Raw genomic sequence first — 18,133 nt, forward strand, 5'->3', positions numbered from 1 at the left:
TTCCCACTTAGAGTTGTTTGGGTATAGCGGTCAGTCTGTGACCAATTAAGGAGAGTCTCATTTGAGGCTCTTTTTGTTTTATCACAATTTTGAACGCTAAGCTCAGCGGCGCGAATAGCGAGTGATGAGTAAGGAGAGATGGGAGGAAGATCAAACTCTATTAGATTGGTCAAAATGTAATATTCTTTCACACTTTATCATTCCTCATTCTACGCTTTGTCTTTCCGATCACGTTTTTATCTTGCTCTCTCTGCTTTCCTTTCATCTCATTTACCCTGAGCGTGAGTGAACTCTGTGTTTTTCTTCTCCTCCCTTGGCTCTACGCCCTGAGAGCAAAATGGCAAGGGGGAGGTAATTGGCGGTGTCAAAATTATAACGTTAGCTTAGGTAGATATAGGCATATGTCTACTGATTTATAGGTTTTCTGCCAGCAGTGAGAGCAGGACGAGCACTAACGTTATAAAACGGATTACAACAATGAAAACAAACCTAACGAGAATGACTTTAGCGTTTGCTTCAATTGGTATGCTAGCGGGTTGTAATGACTCGTTAGACGTTCAAGTCATGGATGGGTATTTAACCAATGCCCAAGTTTGGCTGGATGTGAACGGCAATCGTCAATTTGAACAAAACGAACCTCAAGCGTATACCGACCAAAAAGGTATCGCAAAAATTAACGTGGCGGGGCTGCGTGGTGACGTAAAAAATTATTATCTGATGGCTTCTGCTATCAAGGGAAAAACCGTTGACCAAGATATTCCCACCGTCAAAGCGGCGCGCAATTATTCAATGATGGCGCCAGCAAATTATCCGGTGATCAGCCCTTTTACGACTTACCTCAGCGTGCAGATGCAAAATGGTAAGCGAGAGAGTAAAGCGTTGGCTGAGCTGAAAAAGGCGCTGCGTATTCCAACTTTGGATGTCAAAGCGGATTATGTCGATAACCACATCTTGGTTGCTCAATCTGCTAAAGCGCTAGCGCAACTGCTACCTGCTACTATCGATGACTCCAGCTTGCCTGAATTGGCCAATACCTTGAAAAAAGCCAGTAAACTGTTTGGCGATGAGATCAAAAAAACGCAGCGAGAAAAGAGCGATATTCGCGATAAAACACTGATGCTTGAACATGGTGAGCCTGTTATTGGCTTTGATAGCGATAGAGATGGCGTAGCCGATTTGATTGACCACTTTCCTTACGACATCCAAGAGAGTATTGACTCCGATAATGATGGCATTGGCGATCACGCAGACCTAGACGATGACAACGATGGCTGGCCTGATGAAACTGAATGGCGATTAGGGACAGATCCTTATGACGCCTTAAGCTTTGCTGCCGATCTCGATGGCGATGGCATTGCGGATGTCGAAGATGATGATATTGATGGTGATGGGTGGAGCAACGCCGATGAAGCGCATTTAGGAACGGACGCCAATGATGTTTCAAGCGTTCCTGCTGATCTTGATAGTGACGGTATTGCCGATAGCGAAGATGACGATATTGATGGTGACGGCGTGAGCAACGCGCAGGATGTATTCCCACGAGATCGCTTAGAAAGCCTTGATACCAATAACGATGGGCTAGGGGATTTTGCCTCAAGCGACGATGACGGTGATGGCATCCCCGACAGCATTGATCCACAACCGAAACAGGCGGATAACTCGACAACCGAGCCGACCCCAACTTATCAAGAAGCGATCATTTACTACCTGCGTGATGACAATAATTATGACGGATGGGGACTACACCTTTGGAACAACGGTAGCTGTGATTCTGTTTCTGAATCTGCGCTTAATGGCGTGGATTGGGGAAATCCTTACTTAGCCTCAGAAATCGACCCGATTTATGGAGCGATATATCGCATTCCACTTAAAGCAGAACATGGCAACTGCATGAACTTTATTGTGCACAGTGGCAATGATAAAGCGCTGGGCGGCGATGATTTAGTGCTGGATTTTGTCAAAGGCAATACGCTTTATACGCGCCACGGTAGTGCGGTGTTGAACTATTCTCCGAATGAGCAAATTCAAGTTGCCATTGAGGGCGCAGCTGCACATTGGCTTGCGGTAAATCAACTGGCGTGGTTCGATCACAGCGAAGCGGCAAGCTATGAGCTTTGGAGCCGCGCACAAGGCAATGGTGATATCGCCCATCCTGAACAATTCATTCATTACCCATTAGCCTTGTCAGGCGTGACCAATAATGCGCATTTCCCACATTTAGCGGGTCGAACAGCCTTCACATTGGATGTGAGCAATGAACAAGCTAAAGCGCTGTTGAAAACTCAGCTGCTGACAGTGGCGAGAGATGCTGAAGGCAAAGTACTGGTTGCAACAAAAGTACAGATCCCAGGAATAGTCGATAATCTTTACACGGCGGGCAGCGATGATGCCGATGAAGCGAAACTTGGCGCTTGGATAGACGGTGATAGCGCGCATTTTGCGCTATGGGCTCCGACCGCGCAGCAAGTGGAGCTGTATCTGTATGATCAAGATAAAACCCTTCGCAGTACCTCCCCTCAGCCGATGGTTGAAGATCCCAACACCGGAGTTTGGCACTATCAAGGTGAGCGCTCGCTGAAAAACAGTTTCTATCGTTACCGCGTGCAGGCCTACCATCCTAAAACGGCGCAACTTGAATGGATGATGACGACCGACCCGTATTCGCAATCGCTCAGTACATCCAGCCTTTATTCTCAATTGGTGGACTTAACCGCAGCAGAGTCAAAACCGGACGATTGGGATACTCAAATTATTCCTGAATTGAGTCATCCTGAAGATAACATTCTTTATGAAGTACACATTCGTGACTTCAGCAACAGTGATAACAAAGGAACAGCGGAATACAACGGTAAATACCTCGCCTTCTTGGAAGAAGAACGTGACAGTGTTGCGCACCTGAAAAGTTTAAAACAAGCGGGTTTAACCACCATTCACTTACTGCCAAGCTATGATTTAGCGTCGATTCCGGAAGATGAGCAAAAGCGGGTCGATCTTAATGATACGGTCGCAAAACTGTGTGGTATTAACCCGAAAGCGTCGCTCTGTTCTGATGGCACGTCGATGAGCGCGACCATACTTTCTTTGTTGGAAAAAACCGACCCGAATACACCGCAAGCACAAGCATTACTTGCGGATGTGCGGCCGCTTGACAGCTTCAACTGGGGTTATGATCCATTCCATTACAGTGCGCCAGAAGGCAGTTATGCGGTGCAAAGTGATGGTGTGTCACGGGTGAAAGAGTACCGCCAAATGGTGCAAAAACTGCATCAGCTTGGTTTTCGAGTCGTGCAAGATGTGGTCTACAACCATACCTACTCGTCAGGCTTGTATGACAAATCAGTACTGGATAAAACCGTGCCCGGTTATTACCACCGCTTGAACCCCATCACAGGTGCGGTTGAAAATTCTAGCTGCTGTGACAATACCGCTTCAGAAAACCGTATGTTCGAGAAACTGGTGGCCGATAGCGTCACGATGTGGGCGCAAGATTACAAAATCGACGGTTTCCGTTTCGATCTTATGGGACACTTGATGAAATCAAGCATGCTCAAGATTTATGAGGCGGCGAAAACGGTTGATCCTGACACTTGGTTCTATGGTGAAGGCTGGAACTTTGGTGAAGTCGCCAACGGTGCCAGAGGCGAAAATGCTACGCAATGGCCAATGGCTGGAACGGGAATAGGGACTTATAACGACCGCTTACGTGATGGTGTGCGTGGCGGTGGTCCATTTGATAGCGGTGAGGCGTTATTAACCACTCCGGGTTTTGCTAATGCAGGTGATCGATTTAGTGATGAGCTGAAATCGAAAATGGACTTAATTCGCTATGGCATGGCTGGCAATTTACAAGCCTATCCATTGCAAACCGCCAGCGGCATGACAGTGCTTGGCCGTGATTTCCAATACGGTGGTCAAGGCGCGGCCTATACACTTGACCCACAAGAGTCGATTAACTACGTCTCTAAACACGACAATCAAACCCTGTGGGACTTCAACCAATATAAAGCAAAAGCAGAAACCAGCTCAGCGGATAGAGCGCGCATGCAGATCATTGGCCTTGCGCCAGTAATGCTTGGGCAAGGTGTTCCTTTCTTCCATATGGGGTCAGAACTACTTCGCTCAAAATCGATGGCGCGCGACAGTTACGACAGTGGTGATTGGTACAACCGTGTTGACTTTAGCAAGCAGACCAACAACTGGAATGTCGGCTTGCCAAGAGCAGATAAAGATCAGGCCAACTGGAGTGCGATTCAAAGTGTGATAGCCAACCCCAATACGGTGGCTTCCGCGCAAGATATCGAATGGACAGACAATGCCTTCAAAGCCTTGCTGGCGATTCGTGCGCAAACACCGTTGCTCAAGCTCATCTCTGAGCAAGAAGTGTTAAATCGTGTTCGTTTCCATAATACGGGGCCAAATGCGCAGCCTGGCATGATAGTGATGTCGGTGAATGATGGTATTTCAGCTGGTGCGGATCTGGATCCAAACGTAGAGGCGATAGTGGTTGCAATCAACGCTAATACCGCAGAGCAAAGTGTCGTGATCCCGAATGCGCAGCGCTTTGAATTACATCCTGTTTTACGCACAGCACAAGATGTGCGCGTCAAAGATAGCCAGTTTAACAATGGCCGCTTTACCGTTCCAGCCTTAACGGCGGCAGTGTTTGTGATGCCGCAGCAGGGCGAGCAGGGTGCTGGCTTAAGCATTGATGAGCCACCAATTGATGTTGCACCTTATGGTTCAACCACGGTGTACGTGCGTGGTTCGATGAACGGTTGGGGAGTTTCAAATCCATTATCCTATCAGCAAAATGGTCTCTACATGTTTGAAGGTTATCTGACTCCCGGAGTGTATGAATTCAAAATTGCTTCTGAAGATTGGAGCACACTAAACCTTGGTTTTGGTGGCTTTAGTATCGCTAGCGGTTCCGCGACATTGGAAAATGCAGGAAATGGCAATATCAAGCTTACCGTAACAGAGCAAGGTGTTTGGAAGTTCACACTGGATGCATCCAACACATCGCAACTGGTGGTTGGCGTTGTGGATATGGGTGTTGACTACGCGTGTTATCAAGACAATAACCCCGCTTGTGATTTGCGAATTTATCAAGTGATGGTGGAATCCTTTGTTGATGGAGATTCAAATGCTGATTACGGCGTTGGTTACGGCAACTCGCACCACCGTGGTGATTTGCAAGGCATCATCAATAGCTTGGATTATATTGCTAGCTTGAACGTTAATGCGTTGTGGTTAACGCCAGTATTTGATTCCTGCGCGGGTCAAAATGGCGATGATAAGCTTGACGCTACTGGCTATTTTGCGTGTGATTATTTCAACGTAGATCCTAACTTTGGCAGCAACGCTAAGCTAAAAGAGCTGATTGATCGTGCGCATGACAAAGGGCTGTACGTGTTATTGGATGGCGTATTTGGCCACACCAGCTCTGTTGGCGTGAAAGCGTCACCGAGCGGCAAGTTGCCTCAGCTTCATGACGGAGAAAGTGGTTATCCGGGCAAGTTGGTCACTTATCCTAGCCAAGCGAGTGAGGCATTTTTCACTGAAGTTGCCAGCTACTGGATCCGTGAGTTTGGTATCGATGGCTGGCGTTTAGACCAAGCGTATCAAGTCCCGCTTGAGAGCTGGCGTTCGCTGCGCGTGGCGGTTGAACAAGCATCGCAAGATAACCTCAATGCAGGGAAATCATGGGGCACATTAGGCTATATGGTCGGTGAAGTGTGGCAAGGGGCTGATGACATTACCCTAACTGCGTATGGCAGTGATGCAAACCCAGCGCTCTCCTCAGCCTTCAACTTTCCTTTACGCTATGGTGTAATGCAAGCACTAGCCGTGGAAGAATCTGGCGCAAGCGGTAGCGCTCTGAGTCTAGAAGCCAGTTGGAATAACCGAGCGAAATCGCCTTATCACGCCATGCCAAATCTAATGTTAGGTAATCATGATTTGGTTCGCTTTGGTGACCTGATCCAACGAGGTAATTTAGGTGATTATTATGCGCGACATCTTGCCGCGTTCAGTTTTCTTGCTGCTTATTCTGGGCCAATCACGCTTTACTATGGTGAAGAGATTGGGGATGAAGTCGAAAACTTTGCAGCGCAAGTGACACAAAATTGTGCCGCTGTTGGTTTGTGTGATGATCACGTTGCTCGTTCTAGTGGCAAAGTAGATGGTTCAAGCTTGTCACCACAACAGCAAGCGCTGAAAAACAGCGTCAGTCAACTAATGCTACTGCGCAGCCAATACCCGTCACTGGCTAAAGGGGAGCGGCGTAATGTGTGGATTGACGAGAGTTTGTACGCGGATCTCAAAGTGTACGGTGATGAGCAGATCCTCTATGTGCTTAACACCAGCACTGCGGAGCGGAGATTATCTCTTGATATGGGAAGCGTAAAAGCTGCGACTCAATTGAAGGATTTAATGACTGAAGAGACGATCGCCACGCAAATCGGCACAACGACAATCATCGTTCCGGCTTTAACTGGTCGCTTACTTCGACTGGATTAATCGTTAAAGCAATAAAAGCTCGCTGCGGCGAGCTTTTTCTTTCTCTACTTTTTCCTGCTAAGGCTCTCATTAATGAGCCTCTCGTTTGGTCATTGTCCATTGACAGAAAACACAAGTTGCGACATTTCACTCATTGGCGTAGCTTATCAACCTGAATGACACTCTGGTACACATTCTAGATTCAGCTTACAAGAGAGCCTGCTGCCATGTGGATTAGGTCACCCTCTTCAACAAATCCATAGTAATAAACTGGCCTTTGGGCGGTACTTCGTTTATTAATTAGCGAGTTAGCTAATTACTTCAATATGGTTTTTATCGTATGACCAACATTTTTATCATTGTTGCACTGCTGGTGCTGTTTTTTGTCTTTATCCAAAAGTATGTGATCAAACACGACGATACCAAAGACTACGCTTATAAGAAGAAAGGGGCGTTACTCAATATGTCTGAAGGCGCCTTTCATAACGCGCTGAAATCTGCAGTAGGGGAACACGGTGTGGTGTTGGCTAAAGTTTCAATGGCCAACGTGGTTACCCCAGCGGCGAACTTGAATAAAAAGCAGTGGTTCATCGCCAATAACCGAATCGCCAAAAACTATTTTGATTTTGTGGTGTGTGATGCAAGAACCTTAGAGCCGCGAGTTATCATCGAGTTGGATAACGGAAAAGAACTGCATAAAGGCAAGGTAGAGCGTGAAAAATTGCTGATGCATGTGTGTAAGTCTGCCAACATTCCATTGATTGGTGCGAACATCAAACACAGCTATCAAGTGAGTAAACTAAGAAGGTTACTGGCCGCACATATCGATTTGATCGAAACCGATAAAGAAGTGCGTTTTTGCAAAAAATGTGGCAGCCCAATGGTGATAAAAATTGCCAGCCAAGGCGAATTCAAAGGCCGACGATTCTTTACGTGTAGCCGTCAACCACAGTGTACCTATACTGAAAATTATAATGTGGTGTATGAAGTAGGCGAAGATCAAGAACTCTGAGAAATCCAAAGTGTCGAATCATCCACTGTGTCATTGATTTGGCAAATACGAACTTGGTTACGTCCATTTTTCTTCGCTTTATAAAGCTCAACATCGGCTAATTTCAGTAGTACATCCAACTTGTCACCTTCACGGTATTCACAAATACCGACACTTAAGGTCAGTTGGATTCGCTTCGATCCATAAGCGTACAAATGTTGATTAATCGCCTCGCGTAATTTTTCTCCCACATGTTCGGCTTGCGCGATGCTATTATTAAACAAAGTCACACAAAACTCCTCCCCGCCGATACGGTAGAGGTTATCGTCGCCCACAATTTGAGACATTACCTGCGTCGTATCAATCAGTACCTTATCACCGGCATCGTGTCCATGGGTGTCATTCACTTGCTTAAAATAATCAAGGTCAATCACTAAAAGGCACAGCGTCGTATCCACTTTATTTTGCACAAAGTGGGCGAAGGCGTGAGTGAGTGCCAAACGATTGTGAGAGCCCGTCAACGCATCACGAGAAGCGAGGTAGCGTAGCGAGTTTTCGGTTTTCTTACGGCTAGATTCAAAAAGATGAGCCACCGTCCAAATCCCGCAATAGCAAAGAAGTAAGTTGATCATCAACGGGGTTGGGTCATAAGCCGCATTCCATGAGGCTTGAGAATGGATATTGAACAGTTGCGGAATGAGTGCGATGCCTGTAGCGAGACGGCCATGCTTAACCCCTAGCAATAGGTAAAAAAGTACTGGGAAAAACGTTGTCCATAAAAATAGGCCATTGCTTAAAGGCTGAATAAAAGTTCCTACACTGATGATAAAGATCAGAAAATAAACGTAGACACGAATGTGAGTGACTGAATGTGCTTGTTGTTTTGCAATCAAGTAAACGTAATAGGAGTAGCACATGAAGATAAATTCTAATGCTGCTAGCCCGTAGCTGTAAGTGTAAAAAACGTTAAATAGGACGAAGAAAAATGCAATAGCGGTTAGCAGTAAGCTTAACCCACAAAGTACAGAGGCTCTCAAATGATGAGAATGGTTGAATAATCGCGCATCCATGTTACGTCACCGTATTGCATATCGAAGATATTGATAAAGCTTATAGTACGAGATAATTGGTCCGAATCAATGGATAATCTCACATAACTTATACAATGAAATAAATTGGACAGCTTACACCTATTGTTGATCCGGTTATTGTGCTTAAACCCAGAGTTGTGAATAAAAAACAGACAAGCTGGTGATAGATAAGCCAACTGGCTCAAAAACAAAGAAAATAGACTTGCACACAGCAAAAACAGCCGTTAATATCCACTCCGTTCTGAAGATATGCGTCCGTAGCTCAGTTGGTTAGAGCACCACCTTGACATGGTGGGGGTCGGTGATTCGAGTTCACTCGGACGCACCATTTCAGTTGCATGTATCATGCTCAAGAACAAAAATTTGGGTCTTTAGCTCAGTTGGTTAGAGCGTCTGGTCGACATCCAGAAGGTCGTTGGTTCGAATCCAATAAGACCCACCAAATTCAAACAAAGCCCGCCACGTGCGGGCTTTGTTGTATCTATGACATACCAAATCAGTATTAGACGAAAAACCCACGCAACGTTATCGCGGAAAATTATTTAACAGCGAAGATGGATTTTATCCTCTAGGAAAAATAAACATTATTCCGAGCATGTTGTTCATTGATTATGTTCCGCAATCGCCCGATTGGATTTAAGTTTGGACTGTATGGCGGTTTTCATCACTGCCACACAGGCAGCTTAATTAAATTATCCCAGATTAAGGTGAAATTTGGGTATAGTGTTTTATTTTTGATGATAGGTGGAAAATGAGCACACACACTGCCGCGCGTTTTTACATTGGTACTTATACGGATGCACCAAGCAATAGTAACGGCGTTGAGCTGATTGAGCTTAACACCATCACGGGTGAACTTAGTGTTTTGCAAGAAGTGATGGCGACGCGTAACCCTTCCTACCTTCTTGAAACCACCAAGGGCTTTTACACTTTTAACGAGGTAGAAGCGAGCGACAATTCACAATTGATACACATTAATAAGGGTTTGGTTTCTCAAATGCCACTGTCGGGTAGCTATGCATGTCATCTTGCTATTGATGCCAAGCAGCGCTATTGCGCTGTGGCGCATTATGGGTCGGGTAATGTGAACATTGTTCGTTTGGACGACACTGGCAAACCTGAGTTATGCATCGCTGATCTATGGATTGATGGTCAGGGGCCAAATGCAGAGCGCCAAACCTCACCTCACGCTCATCAGGTGGTTTTCCTTAAACAGTCGTCGCAACTGGTTGTGGTCGATTTAGGGAGTGATGCAATTCATTTTTTCGCCATCAACAGTGATAATCAGGCATTTTCATTGGCGCAAACTGTAGAGATGCCTGCGGGGAGTGGGCCGCGCCATGTGGTGTTTAATCACGCAGAAACCCGAGCTTTTGTGGTCTGTGAATTGTCGGAGACTTTGGTCACCTTAGTATTTTCCGGGATACAATGGCAAATAGAGACTGAGTGCGATCTCTTGCCGAATGAGGCGAAAAGTGGAGCGGCTGCGGCGATTAAGTTGTCGCCCGATGAACGTTTTCTCTATGCTTCCTGCCGAGAGCAAAATAAAATCGTTCTTTTTGAACTATGCCAGCCACAACCGCAATGGATTGCCGCATTTGACGTCGGTGGCCAATTCCCGCGTGACTTCACTTTGTCTGCGGATGGAGATTGGTTGTTGGTTGCTAGCCAACATTCAAACACAATAACCAGTTATCGCCGAGATGAAACCACAGGCAGGTTGGTTGCCAGCGGCTTTAGCTGCAAAGTCGGCGCGCCAGTCTGTGTGATCGAACAGCACTGTTGCGAGTTATCTTTACCATAAAGAGAGAAATTAATGACTATTCATCGTATTAATCCAAGTAAACGTTGGTCTGACATTACCGTATTCAACGGCATTGCCCACTTTGTGGAAGTGGCTGATAGCGATACAAAAGCCGATATGAAAGGGCAGGTTGAGCAGATCTTAGCCCAAGCTGAGCAGCAGTTGACGGCGATCGACAGCGACAGAAGCCGCGTGTTATCGGTGACAATTTATGTCACAGATTTTGCTCATTTCGCCGCTTTGAATGAAGTGTGGGATAGCTGGTTTCCAGAAGGATGTGCACCAAGCCGAGCCTGCGTTCAAGCGCAATTGGCAAGCCCTGACTATCTGGTTGAAATGGCTTTTGTTGCCGCAGCTGGCCCAAAATTTCAGTAAATACGTTTCTTACGATGTGATAAAAAAGGGCGCTAAAAATAGCGCCATTTTTTTATCTCAAAGCCCGATGTTCTTAAACTTTATTAACCGGTTATCTGCTTGCATATGAGTGAGTTACGATTCATCGAAATGCTCAGCTTGCTCAAGCCACAATCCATTGATTATGCCAAATGCGCAGGCGAGTAATACGCCAAGAACCCAACAGAAATACCACATCAGTTATCTCCTTTAGTACAGCGATGTGCTGTGGTTGCGAATGTAATCATCACTCAATCGACCGAACATTTTGTAGTAACCCCAAGCCGTGTAACTGAGGATGACTGGCACCACTAAGATGGCGACAATCGTGATGATATTGAGTGTTTTCTGGCTGGATGTGGCATCCCAAATCGTCAAACTGTGTGATGGCATTAAGCTTGACGGCATGATCATCGGAAATAGCGCCACGCCTGCCGTAAAAATAATGCATGCAATAGCAAGGCTAGAGAATAAGAATGCCCCGCCAGATGCTCGTTTCAGGCTTGCCCATATGCACGCCAATAAGCTCGCGATGCCCACGCAAGGGATCAACCACAGCATGGCGTGTGCTTGATAGTTATGCAGTAAATGACGAGCGATGCTAACCACCTCTTTATGCAAGGGGTTTGAAGCGGCATCCGTGACAATTGGGCTCACGATAATATAACCCGCCATGTTGGCTGCCAAGAATCCGCCGATGAGAAATAAAGCCACGGCAATGCTGGCACTGACGACCGACGCGCTATGGGCTCGCTCGCATAACACATCACAAGTTTTGAGCTGTAAAAACGTTGCGCCTTGAGTGACGACGATGGCAAGGCTGAGCAGGCCACACAGTAGTGGAAATGGTGTGAATAGATCCCAAAAATGGCCTTGGTAATCGAGCATCAATAAGTTATTGAGCTGAAAAGGGACTCCTACCAATAAATTACCAAAACCAATGCCAAAGATGAGGGGCGGCACAACGCCACTGATGAACAGTGCGTTATCGCACGCCTTGCGCCATGAGGGGTTATCGATTTTTGAGCGATAATCCATACCAATTGGGCGCAGCCATAACGCAGCAAGTAGCAACATCATCGCTAAATAGAAACTAGAAAATGCGGTGGCGTAAACCAGTGGCCAGATAGCGAAAATCGCACCGCCAGCAGTAATCAACCACACTTGGTTGCCATCCCAATGAGGCGCGATACTGTTGATCATCACTCGCCGTTCAACATCACTGCGTCCCAAAATGGGCAGTAGCGCTGCAACGCCCATATCAAAGCCATCGGTGATGATAAAACCAATCAATAGCATACCGACAATCGCCCAAGTCAGCAGACGTAAGGTTTCGTAATCAAACATTGTGTTCTCCCTTAATGGTGTACGTGAGATAGAGATCCGTGCCCATCTTGCGTTTCAAAATGGTAACGTCCGGTATGTAGGGCACTTGGGCCGCGCCGAGCAAACTTCACCATCAGGTACATTTCCACCACCAAAAATGCGCTATAGAGTAAGTAAACTAGGCCCAGTGAAATCCATAAATCGCTGGGTGATAGGTTAGATACGGCCATATTAACCGGAAGCACTTCACCGATAGCCCAAGGTTGGCGGCCAAACTCAGCGACAAACCAACCCGCTTCGCTGGCAATCCAGGGAAGTGGAATAGCGAATAATGCCGCCTTAAGTAACCAAGGCTGAGTGCCGATTTTTCGCCGACAAATTTGGATGAAACAGAGCCCAATGACAGCGAACATCGCCATACCGCAGGCCACCATGATGCGGAAGCTCCAAAACAGAGGTGCAACTTGCGGAATGGTATCTTGCGCGGCTTGTTTGATTTGGCTTTCAGTCGCATCAGTTACTTTATCGGTGTATTTTTTGAGTAATAAACCGTACCCCAAATCCTCTTTTAGCGTTTCAAACTGAGCGATGTTTTGCAGTGAATCGTCACCATTGCGTAAGGCTTCTAATAACCCGTAAGCGAGCATGCCATTGCGAATGCGCTCTTCACTGCGCGCCATCAAATCTTTTAAGCCGATGACGGGCTCATCCAATGAACGCGTGGCGATAATACCCATCAAATAAGGGACTTTAATCGCCGCGTCTGTGTGCATGGTTTCTTGGTTAGGTAGCCCAAACAGAGTAAAAGAGGCAGGGGCTTGTTCGGTATCCCACTCGGCTTCAATGGCGGCCAGTTTCACCTGTTGCACTTCACCTAAGGTGTAACCTGACTCATCACCTAACAATAAAGTGGCGGTAATGGATGCCATGCCAAAAGCGCAAGCCACAGCAAATGAGCGACGCGCAAAGGGAAGGTCGCGCTTTTTCAATAGGTAGTAAGCGCTGATACCCATGATAAACAGTGCGCCTGTGGTGTAACCCGCCGCAACGGTATGCACAAACTTCACTTGGGTTACTGGGTTAAAAATGACATCAGTAAAGTTGGTCATTTCCATACGCATGGTTTGATAGTTAAACTCGGCGCCGACGGGGTTTTGCATCCAGCCGTTGGCCATCAAAATCCACAATCCAGAAAAGTTAGAGCCTAAAGCGGTTAACCAAGTCACGCTTAAATGCTGACGCTTAGAAAGGCGCTCCCAGCCGAAGAAAAATAATCCAACGAGTGTTGATTCAAGGAAAAAGGCAATCAAAGCTTCAATCGCCAGTGGGGCACCAAAAATGTCACCCACATAATGAGAGTAGTACGCCCAGTTGGTGCCAAATTGAAACTCCATAGTGAGGCCGGTGGCAACGCCAACGGCGAAGTTGATGCCAAACAGCTTGCCCCAAAAACGAGTCATGTCTTTGTAAACGGTTTTGCCGGTCATGACATACAGTGATTCCATGATCGCCAGTAAAAACGATAAGCCAATGGTCAGCGGAACAAAAATAAAATGGTAAAGCGCCGTACTGGCGAACTGGAACCGTGACAGTTCCACCACATCTGTAAGCATAAAGTCTCCCTCCCGCCACCAAAATGGCAGGTAAGATAGTCAGAGATGAATGTGTGATTGATAACACCTGCCACTTGAAGCTGCGGGCGGCAACTTCAAGTTAGTAGGCATCATTAGGTGTTAAGCAGTTTGAGGCGTGCGAGTGAATGGTTTTTTTAGCCAGTAGTCGAGGCTGACGTAGCGGCCACCACCGTAAATGAAAAGAACCATCAGCATCACAAAGTAAGTAGCCGCAAATTCCATCCCGTTATTGAGCATTACAGGATCGCCAAGTTCTGTGATGTAGTTGTAGCGGCCCGGAAAATTGACCGCCAACCATTCAATAAAACCGTTTAAGCGCACCGTCGCTTCCATACTGCTGGTGGCAATCGCGTCCCAGCCATGTTTCCAGTGCACCATTGCGCTCGCCACACTCATCATGAGAATCATAGGGATAGCCATAATGCGAGTAAAAAGACCAAGTGCGATGCATATACAGCCGAGAACTTCTGTCGCGGCGGCTAAAAATGCCAGCAGTTCTGGAAAAGGTAGATTTAAACCACCATCGGCGGTTGAGGCGCCAAACCAAGCAACGGTTCCAGCGAAACCAACCACTTTGGAATGAGCGCCGACAAAAATCACCGGCACGAGGAAAAGTCGAATTGCAAGTAGTACTATAAAATCGAATTTTTTAAATTTTTCGATCACGCCATCGTACCAATTGAGGGCTGAGTGAATCATAGAGTTTCTCCTAATAAATACAGGCTGATGAGTCCTTGTTGCTGAAACGTTTGAACCCACGCCAAAAAATGGAAGTTGGATAGGTGTTGAGCTATCTGTTGTTCTAGTTGCGTTAGTGACTGCGCTGGGGCGTTTTGAATCATCTGAATTAGGGCGATATCCACTTCTCTGAGTTTTTGTGATACCACCTGATGCGATGCATGACGAAATACCCCATAACAGACCGTTTTCTGTTCTTGAATCAAAAAAGTGACCGATTCTGGATGGACAAGAAAAGGCACTTCGACCAGTTTTAACGTTGGGTTAAGCTGTATGCAAAACGCCTCCGGTTGAGCTTCAACATCATCCCACCATACTTTGAGATTCGGCACATGAGCGCTATCCATTTCAGCGTTGAAAACGATCCATTCATATTCAAGCAGTGCGATTTGCTCAGCACTGAGGTTAACACTGGCGTTATGGTTATTTTGCTGTTGGATAAACTGAACAAATTCAGTCGCAATCTGATGGAACTCAGGCTCCATAGCGCCATGTATTACCAGCCATTCGTCCGTCAAAATGTAGAGTGTTTCCTCGTTAAGTTGAGCGTAAAACAGAGGAAAAGTGTGCTTAATGACAGAGTAGATATTCGCTCGAATGAACTCTCGATAACGGCAGGGCGGTTCGCCTTGCGCGACAGGAGAGCGGATCACGCAGGTCAGTGCGTGCATTGACATACTCATGTTCATTGGTGGTTTAAGCATGGCTACGCTCCACATCGATAACTAATGATGGCGCTGGCTGCATGATGTCATGATGGATAGTGCGCAACTCTTCAGTCAAAACCACCAGAGGAGGCACATGATGATCACGTTCAAGCAGCAAAGGACGGCTACCTTGTTGAGCGTAAGCATAACGAGCCAAGTCAATCACCTCTTGCTGTACTGGTTTGCCATGGGTATCGAGCAAGAAATCTTCGCGCTCTTTCAAGTGACCTGCGATGTGGTAATAGCAGATCGCTTCGCTCGGTAAAGTGGCCAGCATGTCAAACGGGCAGTAATTGTGGTTACGGCTATTCACATACACATTATTGATATCAATCAGCAGCTGGCAGCCGCTGCGCTCGACTATCTCAGCAATAAATTGGCCTTCGGGGATCTCCTTGCCGTAACTGTGGTAGTAGGAGATGTTTTCTAGCACCAAAGGGCGTTGCACAATATCTTGAACGCAGCGAATGCGATCGACCAAGTAAGCAATGCTCTCTTTATAGCGCGGGATAGGCAGCAGTTCATACAAGTACCCTTGGGCATCACGCGAAAAGCTCAAATGCTCACTGTAAATGTCGATGTTAAATTCATCTAAAAATGCCGCTACCTTTTTCACAAACGTTTTGTTCAGTGGCTGACAATCGCCAATCGACAAACTCAGCCCATGTGCAATCAGAGGATAGTGCTTTGCTATCTGCTGTAACTGCTCGCGTTTAAGGCCGCCCATGTTCATCCAGTTCTCCGGAGCAAGCTCAAGGAAATCGATGTCGGGATGGTCAGGCAACTGGTATAGCAAATCGACGTGTTCGCTACGCAAGCCGATGCCTTTTGAAGTGCGATCTATTGCCCGCATACACCACCAGTGATTTTGCTGTTGGTTAGAGTAATGGTTTCAGCGGAAGGTGCGATTCCCTCTGCGGTTAAGCCGCATTTACCATCTCTGGCGCGTACTAAACGTCCTTGCGGATCGCTTTTTAAATCCTGCTTTTCAAAACGTTTTTCAGTACCACATTTGCCAGCCGCGCATTTGCCACCATTTTGAGAGGTGGGTTGCGCACTCACTGGTGCTTCCGTTGACGTTTCTGCAACGCTCATTGCAGGATGAAGAGCAATGGCCGAAGTCATCGCAATAGACAAAACAATTTTACAATTCATGGGTTATCTCCTTCACGGAACTCATTGGGTAGCTTGAGAGATCACGGGCGGCAATAACTTCGCCGTGATAAAACTGTTTGATGATCTTGGTGGACTCTGATTTATGTTTAAGGCCGACTCCCATCCAGTGGTTGAGCACGAGCAGTTTAGGATTGATTTTGGCTGCAATTTCGCCAATCACTGAAGGTTTAGCGTGCATAAATGCGGAAACTTCATCGGCTGACTCATGAACAGCCATCGGCATGACTAAAATGTCAGCGCCTTGAGCAAAATCGAGAAATGCTGGGTTACTGCCGTTTTGATCGGCAGAAATAACAATAACGCCCTGATCACTTTCAATACGATAAGCCAAACATGGCACGTCCCCATGAGGAATACCGAGTGCGTAAATGGTTAAACCGTCTTGTTGATACACTTTAGTTGGTGTCGTGGTTTTGTAAGGAACATCAGTGATGGTGACTGGGAACAAACCATCGCTGCCATCATACAAACCGTTCAAATAAGCGTAAGCGCCATCTTTGCTATTAAAGAGTGCGTCCATATAGCCTGATAGGCTAGGGAAGGCTGATCCCGCTTGCGGGCCTGCAATATCTAGCGGGTCTTCTCGCTTAAAGAAGTAGCCGCCTTTGAGCAGCGCGGGCAAGTCTGCAACGTGATCGGTGTGAAAATGGGTAATGCCTAGAAAATCCAAATCTTCCAGTTTAGAGCCTGATTGGCCAAAGCGCAGATACGCGCCGCCGCCAGCATCAATCATGATTTTAGATTTGCCTTTCCACCAAATCACTTCCGCTGAAGAAGAGCGCAGATCATCTGAAATTGGCCCTCCCGATCCTAAAACTTGTAAAGTGAATTCTTTGTCGAGCGGTTCTAACGAGTTTGCGTAAGCACCGATGGCACCGCACGACAAACTGATTGCGAGCACCAGCGCCTTGAGTGGTTGTTTCATGCTGACTACCTTTTGATTGTCTTTTTTATGATATGTGGATACCTAGGGCGAAAAGAGACTTGCGATAAAAGTGCAAGCTTTTTGATTCTCGTCAAGGTGTAGGTGAAAGATATGATTTACGAGGATGTTTGGTCAATCTTGATTTTCTTACCTATTGGTTAAGGTAAATTGAACAATGTGGTGTGATGCAATAATAAGCCTGTTAGATTCTAGGTTTGCACCGCATAGCCAGAACCAATTAATACACATAAAAAAATAACAAATGTTCTATTTAGAACGGCATCACTGCAGTGTTCAGTGATATTTAACCCACGTTTACTTTTAAGTGATGTTATTTTTGGGTGGTTTTGAATAGGGTAAAGCTATTATTTTTTACAAATACCTATGATGTCAGTAATGTTTATGATGAAGATGAAGCCAAGCTATTACGTGATTCCTATGCTTATTGCATTTAATGTCCATGCGGCTGACAGTCAGTGTGATGTGATTTCCAGCCAGTTACACGATGTGAGCAATGGCTCTGAAGCGGTTGAACATTCTGGCGGGTACAGCGTTCGTGACAATCCGCCTATTCGCTGCGCCGAGGTCGTGTTTAAGACCAAACAGAGTTACGACAAAGTGGTTGCTTGGATGAATGATGATTTCACGGCGATTTATGTCGATGGTTCAGAAGCAACGTCCAATATGGTTCGATTTCGAGAGGATGATGTAAAAGCTGGCTACGTGAAAATGAAGGTAAATCAACCAATTACCGCTTATGTCTGTTTTGGTCAATCGAGCGTTCCGATCAGTCAAATAGAGTGCGATATAAAATAGATTGCTTAACAATGTCAAGTGCCATCTCCCTGAA

The 18,133-nt window shown here is 46.3% G+C and carries 14 protein-coding genes and 2 tRNA genes; 7 read left to right on the forward strand and 9 right to left on the reverse strand.

The genetic code is table 11. The features are described from left to right. Window positions 1-477: 477 nt before the first annotated feature. Window positions 478-6,519: a pullulanase-type alpha-1,6-glucosidase gene (gene pulA, locus AACT23_RS04045; RefSeq protein ID WP_094127068.1), complete on the forward strand. Its 6,042-nt coding sequence runs from the start codon at window positions 478-480 to the stop codon at window positions 6,517-6,519. A 319-nt stretch (window positions 6,520-6,838) separates the two neighbouring features. Further along, window positions 6,839-7,510, forward strand: a complete 672-nt coding sequence (locus AACT23_RS04050) for a DUF2726 domain-containing protein (protein ID WP_013856668.1) — start codon at window positions 6,839-6,841, stop codon at window positions 7,508-7,510. Here the strand turns inward: AACT23_RS04050 and AACT23_RS04055 are convergent. After that, on the reverse strand, window positions 7,498-8,559 hold the full coding sequence (locus AACT23_RS04055; protein WP_094127070.1) for a GGDEF domain-containing protein: 1,062 nt from the start codon (window positions 8,557-8,559) through the stop codon (window positions 7,498-7,500). The two genes, AACT23_RS04050 and AACT23_RS04055, sit on opposite strands and share 13 nt — an antisense overlap. A gap of 272 nt (window positions 8,560-8,831) precedes the next feature. Here AACT23_RS04055 and AACT23_RS04060 point away from each other — a divergent pair. The 4 genes from AACT23_RS04060 (at window position 8,832) to AACT23_RS04075 (ending at window position 10,759) form a co-directional block, all read left to right on the forward strand. Then, window positions 8,832-8,908 (forward strand) — tRNA-Val (locus AACT23_RS04060). 37 nt (window positions 8,909-8,945) lie between these two features. Further along, window positions 8,946-9,022: transfer RNA gene (locus AACT23_RS04065), tRNA-Val, on the forward strand. Between the two features lie 309 nt (window positions 9,023-9,331). Then, window positions 9,332-10,384, forward strand: a complete 1,053-nt coding sequence (locus tag AACT23_RS04070; protein ID WP_094127072.1) for a lactonase family protein — start codon at window positions 9,332-9,334, stop codon at window positions 10,382-10,384. A gap of 12 nt (window positions 10,385-10,396) precedes the next feature. Beyond that, on the forward strand, window positions 10,397-10,759 hold the full coding sequence (locus AACT23_RS04075) for a RidA family protein (RefSeq protein WP_013856709.1): 363 nt from the start codon (window positions 10,397-10,399) through the stop codon (window positions 10,757-10,759). Window positions 10,760-10,873: 114 nt separating this feature from the next. On the opposite strand, the gene cydX is transcribed toward AACT23_RS04075, so the two are convergent. The 8 genes from cydX to AACT23_RS04115 all read right to left on the reverse strand — a co-directional run bounded on the left by cydX (window position 10,874) and on the right by AACT23_RS04115 (window position 17,283). Beyond that, window positions 10,874-10,975 (reverse strand): cytochrome bd-I oxidase subunit CydX, encoded by a 102-nt coding sequence (gene cydX / locus AACT23_RS04080; protein WP_013856710.1) that lies wholly within the window; start codon window positions 10,973-10,975, stop codon window positions 10,874-10,876. 12 nt (window positions 10,976-10,987) lie between these two features. Further along, complete coding sequence (gene cydB / locus AACT23_RS04085; RefSeq protein ID WP_094127074.1) at window positions 10,988-12,124, reverse strand: cytochrome d ubiquinol oxidase subunit II; 1,137 nt, start codon at window positions 12,122-12,124, stop codon at window positions 10,988-10,990. An 11-nt stretch (window positions 12,125-12,135) separates the two neighbouring features. After that, window positions 12,136-13,716, reverse strand: a complete 1,581-nt coding sequence (locus AACT23_RS04090; RefSeq protein WP_094127076.1) for a cytochrome ubiquinol oxidase subunit I — start codon at window positions 13,714-13,716, stop codon at window positions 12,136-12,138. Between the two features lie 120 nt (window positions 13,717-13,836). After that, complete coding sequence (locus AACT23_RS04095) at window positions 13,837-14,436, reverse strand: HvfX family Cu-binding RiPP maturation protein (RefSeq protein ID WP_017044810.1); 600 nt, start codon at window positions 14,434-14,436, stop codon at window positions 13,837-13,839. Next, entirely contained in the window at window positions 14,433-15,179 is a 747-nt protein-coding gene (locus AACT23_RS04100; RefSeq protein ID WP_013856714.1) for an HvfC family peptide modification chaperone, read from the reverse strand. The genes AACT23_RS04095 and AACT23_RS04100 overlap by 4 nt, the downstream gene beginning before the upstream one ends. Then, a complete protein-coding gene (locus AACT23_RS04105; protein WP_094127078.1) occupies window positions 15,172-16,035 on the reverse strand; it encodes a DUF692 domain-containing protein in 864 nt (287 codons plus the stop codon). Before AACT23_RS04105 ends, AACT23_RS04100 begins: the two co-directional genes overlap by 8 nt. After that, window positions 16,023-16,337 carry a hypothetical protein gene (locus tag AACT23_RS04110; RefSeq protein WP_013856716.1) on the reverse strand — a complete coding sequence of 105 codons (315 nt, stop codon included), beginning with the start codon at window positions 16,335-16,337 and terminating at the stop codon, window positions 16,023-16,025. Before AACT23_RS04110 ends, AACT23_RS04105 begins: the two co-directional genes overlap by 13 nt. Beyond that, a complete protein-coding gene (locus tag AACT23_RS04115) occupies window positions 16,327-17,283 on the reverse strand; it encodes an MBL fold metallo-hydrolase (RefSeq protein WP_029189808.1) in 957 nt (318 codons plus the stop codon). Before AACT23_RS04115 ends, AACT23_RS04110 begins: the two co-directional genes overlap by 11 nt. A 396-nt stretch (window positions 17,284-17,679) precedes the next feature. On the opposite strand from AACT23_RS04115, the gene AACT23_RS04120 reads away from it, so the two are divergent. Next, window positions 17,680-18,099: a hypothetical protein gene (locus AACT23_RS04120; RefSeq protein ID WP_017048641.1), complete on the forward strand. Its 420-nt coding sequence runs from the start codon at window positions 17,680-17,682 to the stop codon at window positions 18,097-18,099. The last annotated feature ends 34 nt before the right edge of the window (window positions 18,100-18,133 follow it).

Origin of the sequence: Vibrio sp. V09_P4A23P171 (assembly GCF_963875615.1) — a bacterium.
Classification (GTDB): domain Bacteria; phylum Pseudomonadota; class Gammaproteobacteria; order Enterobacterales; family Vibrionaceae; genus Vibrio; species Vibrio anguillarum.

What these genes read in the sequence shown, in the direction of transcription:
- AACT23_RS04105 (WP_094127078.1), bottom strand. Translation starts at nt 16,035, where the DNA reads ATGCGGGCAATAGATCGCACTTCAAAAGGCATCGGCTTGCGTAGCGAA.
- AACT23_RS04090 (WP_094127076.1), bottom strand. Translation starts at nt 13,716, where the DNA reads ATGCTTACAGATGTGGTGGAACTGTCACGGTTCCAGTTCGCCAGTACG.
- AACT23_RS04050 (WP_013856668.1), top strand. Translation starts at nt 6,839, where the DNA reads ATGACCAACATTTTTATCATTGTTGCACTGCTGGTGCTGTTTTTTGTC.
- AACT23_RS04115 (WP_029189808.1), bottom strand. Translation starts at nt 17,283, where the DNA reads ATGAAACAACCACTCAAGGCGCTGGTGCTCGCAATCAGTTTGTCGTGC.
- AACT23_RS04055 (WP_094127070.1), bottom strand. Translation starts at nt 8,559, where the DNA reads ATGGATGCGCGATTATTCAACCATTCTCATCATTTGAGAGCCTCTGTA.
- pulA (WP_094127068.1), top strand. Translation starts at nt 478, where the DNA reads ATGAAAACAAACCTAACGAGAATGACTTTAGCGTTTGCTTCAATTGGT.
- AACT23_RS04095 (WP_017044810.1), bottom strand. Translation starts at nt 14,436, where the DNA reads ATGATTCACTCAGCCCTCAATTGGTACGATGGCGTGATCGAAAAATTT.
- AACT23_RS04075 (WP_013856709.1), top strand. Translation starts at nt 10,397, where the DNA reads ATGACTATTCATCGTATTAATCCAAGTAAACGTTGGTCTGACATTACC.
- AACT23_RS04100 (WP_013856714.1), bottom strand. Translation starts at nt 15,179, where the DNA reads ATGCTTAAACCACCAATGAACATGAGTATGTCAATGCACGCACTGACC.
- AACT23_RS04120 (WP_017048641.1), top strand. Translation starts at nt 17,680, where the DNA reads ATGTTTATGATGAAGATGAAGCCAAGCTATTACGTGATTCCTATGCTT.
- cydB (WP_094127074.1), bottom strand. Translation starts at nt 12,124, where the DNA reads ATGTTTGATTACGAAACCTTACGTCTGCTGACTTGGGCGATTGTCGGT.
- cydX (WP_013856710.1), bottom strand. Translation starts at nt 10,975, where the DNA reads ATGTGGTATTTCTGTTGGGTTCTTGGCGTATTACTCGCCTGCGCATTT.
- AACT23_RS04070 (WP_094127072.1), top strand. Translation starts at nt 9,332, where the DNA reads ATGAGCACACACACTGCCGCGCGTTTTTACATTGGTACTTATACGGAT.
- AACT23_RS04110 (WP_013856716.1), bottom strand. Translation starts at nt 16,337, where the DNA reads ATGAATTGTAAAATTGTTTTGTCTATTGCGATGACTTCGGCCATTGCT.